Genomic DNA, 4,275 nt, shown 5'->3' with positions numbered 1-4,275 from the left:
GGGGGGCGCCCGCTCCGGCGCGGGGCACGGCGGCGGTGGCCTTGAGCGCGGCCATGGCGTCGGCGGCGCTGAGGGTGAGCAGGCTGTTGTCGAAGCAGCCGGCCACGGCGGGTTCGGGCAGGTGGTGCAGCTCGCCGCGCCAGACGAGTTTCAGGCCGCGCTGGTGGGCGGCCTGTACCTGGGTGAGCAAGGCCGGATCGCCCAGCCAATCGTTGCGCACTTCGATCCAGGGCGCGCCACGCGGCGCCTGGCTCAGCAGGTCGGTGAGCAACTGCGGGGTTTGCGGGGACAGCAGCAGGGGGGGCGAGCTGGCGCTCCACAGTTCCTGCAAGGTGCGCAGCAGGTGGGGCGCGTCCACGAAGGCGGCACCGTCACTTTGCACATAGAGCTGCACGGATGCCAGGCGCCGCGCCTGGTTCCACAGTGGGCGGTAACCGAGGAGAAGGCTGCCAAGAACGGATTGGACCATGGGATGCGAAGGCGGCCGTTACCGCGCGGGCTCAGCCGATGTAGTTGAAGAGGGACAGCTTCTGCACCTGGGCATAGGACTTCAGGGCCGCTTCATACCCGACCTGGTTGTTCTGGAAGTCGGAAATGCCCTTGATCATATCGAGATCCTCCGCGCGCGAACGGTCGGCTTCGAGCTGCACGGCGCGCTTGTCCTGGTCGCCCGTGATGCGGTCGGCGCGGTTGAGCAACTCGCCCGCGTAGCCCCGCATGTTGTGCATGCGCTCCATGCCGATGTCGATGTTGTTCAGGGCCTGGCCCACGGCCTGCGAGGCCGCGCCGCTGGTGGTGGCGCTGCCGATGTCGCGGATGGCGCTGTCCAGCGTGCTGAAGATGCTGGCGCTGGGCTGCAGCGAAATGCTGTCGCCATTGGCGGGCGAGAGGCTGTAGGTGCCATCGACCTTCTTGACGGGCGTGCCGGTGATGTTGAAGCTCATGCCGGGGATGCCGGTCACGCCGATGCTCACCGGCTTGTCGGACGGAAAGTCGGGCACCGTCACGGGCGGGGACGACACGCCGGTGGTGGTGTTGGTGATGGTGTACGTGGCCGTCGTGGTGCCTGCCGTGGCGCCCGGGCCCACGCCGCTGAAGACGATCTGGTAGTTGTTGCCCGTGATCAGGCTGGTGTCGGTGGGCTTGATGCCGTCGGTGGTCAGCAGGTGGTCGGTCGAGCTGGTGGTGACGGCGGCGTTGTAGGCGCCGTCGCGCTGCGGCACGAACATGAAGGCCGATTCGCCGTCCAGCGACAGGGGCAGCGAGCTGTCGGTGCCCGAGCCCTGGCCGGGCAGGCCGGAGAAGGTGTAGTCGGGGCTGCCGGACTGGGGCCCGAGAAACGGCGTGAGCGCGCTGCCCAGGGCGCCCAGCAGCGGCATGCCGTTGCTGTCCTTGCGGTTGACCATGGAGGACAGCTGCTCGCGCAGGCCCTGCAGCTGGTTGGCGATGGTCTTGCGGTCGTTGGGCGTGAGCGACCCGTTGCCGGCGCTCACGATGAGCTGGCGGGCCTCCTGCACCAGGTCCACGGCTTCGCCCATGGTCGATTCGGCCTGGGCGATGGAGTTGCGCTGGTTCTCCAGCGCGCGCTGGTCGGTCTGCACGCGCGCCAGCCGGGTCATCGCGCGCTCGGCCTGCGCGGCGGCCACCGGGTCGTCGCTGGCGCGCACCACGCGCTTGCCGGAGGTGAGGTTTTCCTGCAGGTTGGACAACGCCGTCTGCCGCGTGCCCAGGTTGCGCAGGGCGTTGTCGTACATGTTGGCGGTGGAGGTGCGATAGAAGTTGGCCATGTCTTTCTCCGGCGCGGTTTATCGGCCCATCGTCTGGATCAGGCTGTCGAAAATGCTCTGGGCGATCTGCAGGACCTTCGCGGAGGCCTGGTAGGCCTGCTGGTATTGGATCAGCTTGGCGGCCTCTTCGTCCAGGTTCACGCCCGAGACGGCCGTGCGGTCCTTTTCGAGGTTGCCCGCGATGGTGGTGGACAGCTGGGCGGAGTTCAGCGCGCTCTGCGTGCGCGTGCCCACCTGCGCCATGAGGCCGGCGTAGCCGTCGCTCATGGTGGATTCGTCGAACATCTTCACGTCGCGCAGCGCGTTCATCGCGGAGGCGTTGCCGGCGTTGCGGGTGTAGGTGTCGCCGTATTGCGGATCGAGCGCATTGCCCACCGTGACGGTGTCGCCGGTGTTGGGCGTGCCCTTGAGCGTCAGTTCCCAGCCGTCGATCTGGATGGGCTGGCCCGGCGTGTAGGCCAGGCCCGCAGTGCCCGAGGGCGGCGTGGTGGAGCCCGTCACCGTGTAGGTGGTGGGCGGGCCGGCGGCGAAGCTCAGGCTCACGCCCGCCGGAATGGGAGGGGCGGTGAAGCCCGTGGAGGTCGCCTGCACGCTGGTGAGCTGCATCGACCCGCCGTTGGTCTTGCCCATGGCGGCGTTGACAGGGCTGGCCACGGCCAGGTCGCGGGGCGACAGCACCTTGGCCTGGATGTTCGCGGCCGTGGAGCTGAAGGGCTTGAACAGCACGCGCTCGCCGGTGGCGCCTGCGGCCGTCATGTTGAAGTTCAGCCCGTCGATCTGCTTGCTGGCCAGGTCGTCAGGTCGGTGAAGGCGGTGGCCTTGCCGTCGGACATGCGCACCACCTGGCCGGCCGGCGGCGTGGTGAAGCGCACTTCGTAGTCGGACGCGGCGAACTTCGTCGCGTCGCTGAACGACACCGTGCCCACGGCCGTGCCCTTGGTGTAGCCGGGCATGCTGGTAGGCACCGAGAACAGGTCCTTGCCGGCCTGCCCGTCGAGCGTGAGGCCCAGCTTGTGCTGGGCGTTCATCGTCATGCCGATGGACTGCGCCATGCGGCCGAGCAGGTTCACGCCCTCGGCGAGATCGGTGTTGTTGAAGCGCAGCAGGCCCGAGACCTCGCCGCCGCCGAGCATGTTCTCGTCCAGCTCCACGGGCGCGACGCCGGGGCGGTTGAAGAACAGCTTGGTCTGCCCGCTGCCGGGAAAGGACGTGGCCTCGCCCACGGACAGCTGCGTGGCGGTGGAGCCCAGCACCAGCGGCTGGCTGCCCGCGACGAACAGGCCCACGGTGCCGTCGTCGGCCTGCACCTGCGTGGTCTGCACGTACTGGTTGATCTCGCGGATGATCTGGTCGCGCTGGTCCAGCAGGTCGTTGGGCGATTGGCCGTTGCCGGTGGCGCGCGCGATCTGCTCGTTCACGCCGGCCATGCGGCTGGCCAGGCTGTTGATCGCGTTGACGTTGCTGTTGAGCTGTTCGGTGACGGTGTACTGGATCTCCGACAGCCGGTCGGCCGCGGAGCGCATGCGCCCGGCGGTCTCGTCCATGCGCGTGAGCACCACCGTGCGCGCGGTGATGTCGGTCGGGGCCGCCACCACATCGGACAGGGCGTTCAGCATGTCGGTGATCGAGGCGCCCAGGCCGCTCGTGCCGCCGCTGAACACGTCCTGCATCTGCGACAGGCGCTCGCCGCGCGTCTGGTCGGCCGCCTGGGTGGCGTTGGCCGCGGCGGCCTGCCGCGTGAGCAGCTCGTTGTGGTTGCGCAGGATGGTCTGCACGTCCACGCCCTGGCCGATGTAGCCGCCGCCGGTGAACTGGCCCTGCACGGTCTGCAGCGACAGCGTCTGGCGCGAGTAGCCGGCGGTGTTGACGTTGGCGATGTTGTGGCCCGCCGTCTGCAGGGCCACCTGGTTGGCGAGCAGGGCGCGGGCGCCGACGTTGAGCAGGCTCATGGAGCGCTTTCCGTCACGCCGCCGTGCGCGGCGAGACGCGCAAGGTGCTGTTGATGGCCCGGCTCAGCTTGCTGGCGTATTCGGGGTCGGTGGCGTAGCCCGCCTTCTGCAGCTCGGTGGCGTAGGCCACGGCGGAATGCGTCTTCTCGCGCGCCTTCTCGTAGCGCGGGTTGTCGTTGATGAGCTTGGCGTAGTCCTTGAAGGAGTCTTCGTAGGAGTCGTAGGCGCGGAACTTCGCCGTCACCTTGCGCGGCACGCCGCCGATGTACTCGGTGGTGGTGATCTCGGCGACCTTGCCCGTCCAGCCCTTGCCGGCCTTGATGCCGAACAGGTTGAAGGAGTTGTCGCCGTCCTTGCTGCGGATCTCGCTCTTGCCCCAGCCGGTCTCATGGCCGGCCTGCCCCAGCATGAAGCTGGCGGGAATGCCGCTTTCCTTGGCCACGCGCTCGGCCGCATCGCGGTGGTGCTGCACGAAGCTTTCGCGGCCCTTGGGCGCGGGGGGCGGACGGGTCGGCCGCCACGGCGGCGGCGCGCTGGCT

General features: G+C 68.8%; 2 protein-coding genes and 2 pseudogenes. All 4 read right to left on the bottom strand.

Translation table 11 applies throughout. From position 1 onward, the window contains the following. Positions 1–469, bottom strand: a pseudogene (locus tag AC27IQ_RS19535) (HDOD domain-containing protein); the annotation flags it as partial. A 31-nt stretch (positions 470–500) separates the two neighbouring features. Continuing rightward, positions 501–1,787: a flagellar hook-associated protein FlgL gene (gene flgL / locus AC27IQ_RS19530; RefSeq protein WP_284431684.1), complete on the bottom strand. Its 1,287-nt coding sequence runs from the start codon at positions 1,785–1,787 to the stop codon at positions 501–503. An 18-nt stretch (positions 1,788–1,805) separates the two neighbouring features. Continuing rightward, a pseudogene (flgK, locus tag AC27IQ_RS19525) lies at positions 1,806–3,736 on the bottom strand (flagellar hook-associated protein FlgK). Positions 3,737–3,749: 13 nt separating this feature from the next. Beyond that, the coding region (gene flgJ / locus AC27IQ_RS19520; protein WP_487090473.1) for a flagellar assembly peptidoglycan hydrolase FlgJ at positions 3,750–4,275 on the bottom strand (526 nt) is incomplete at its 5' end.

This window comes from Acidovorax sp. KPB24-07 (assembly GCF_057543315.1).
This window is presented reverse-complemented; position numbering and strand designations above follow the sequence as displayed.

Coding starts and splice junctions, on each gene's coding strand:
- flgL (WP_284431684.1), bottom strand. CDS start 1,787: ATGGCCAACTTCTATCGCACCTCCACCGCCAACATGTACGACAACGCC.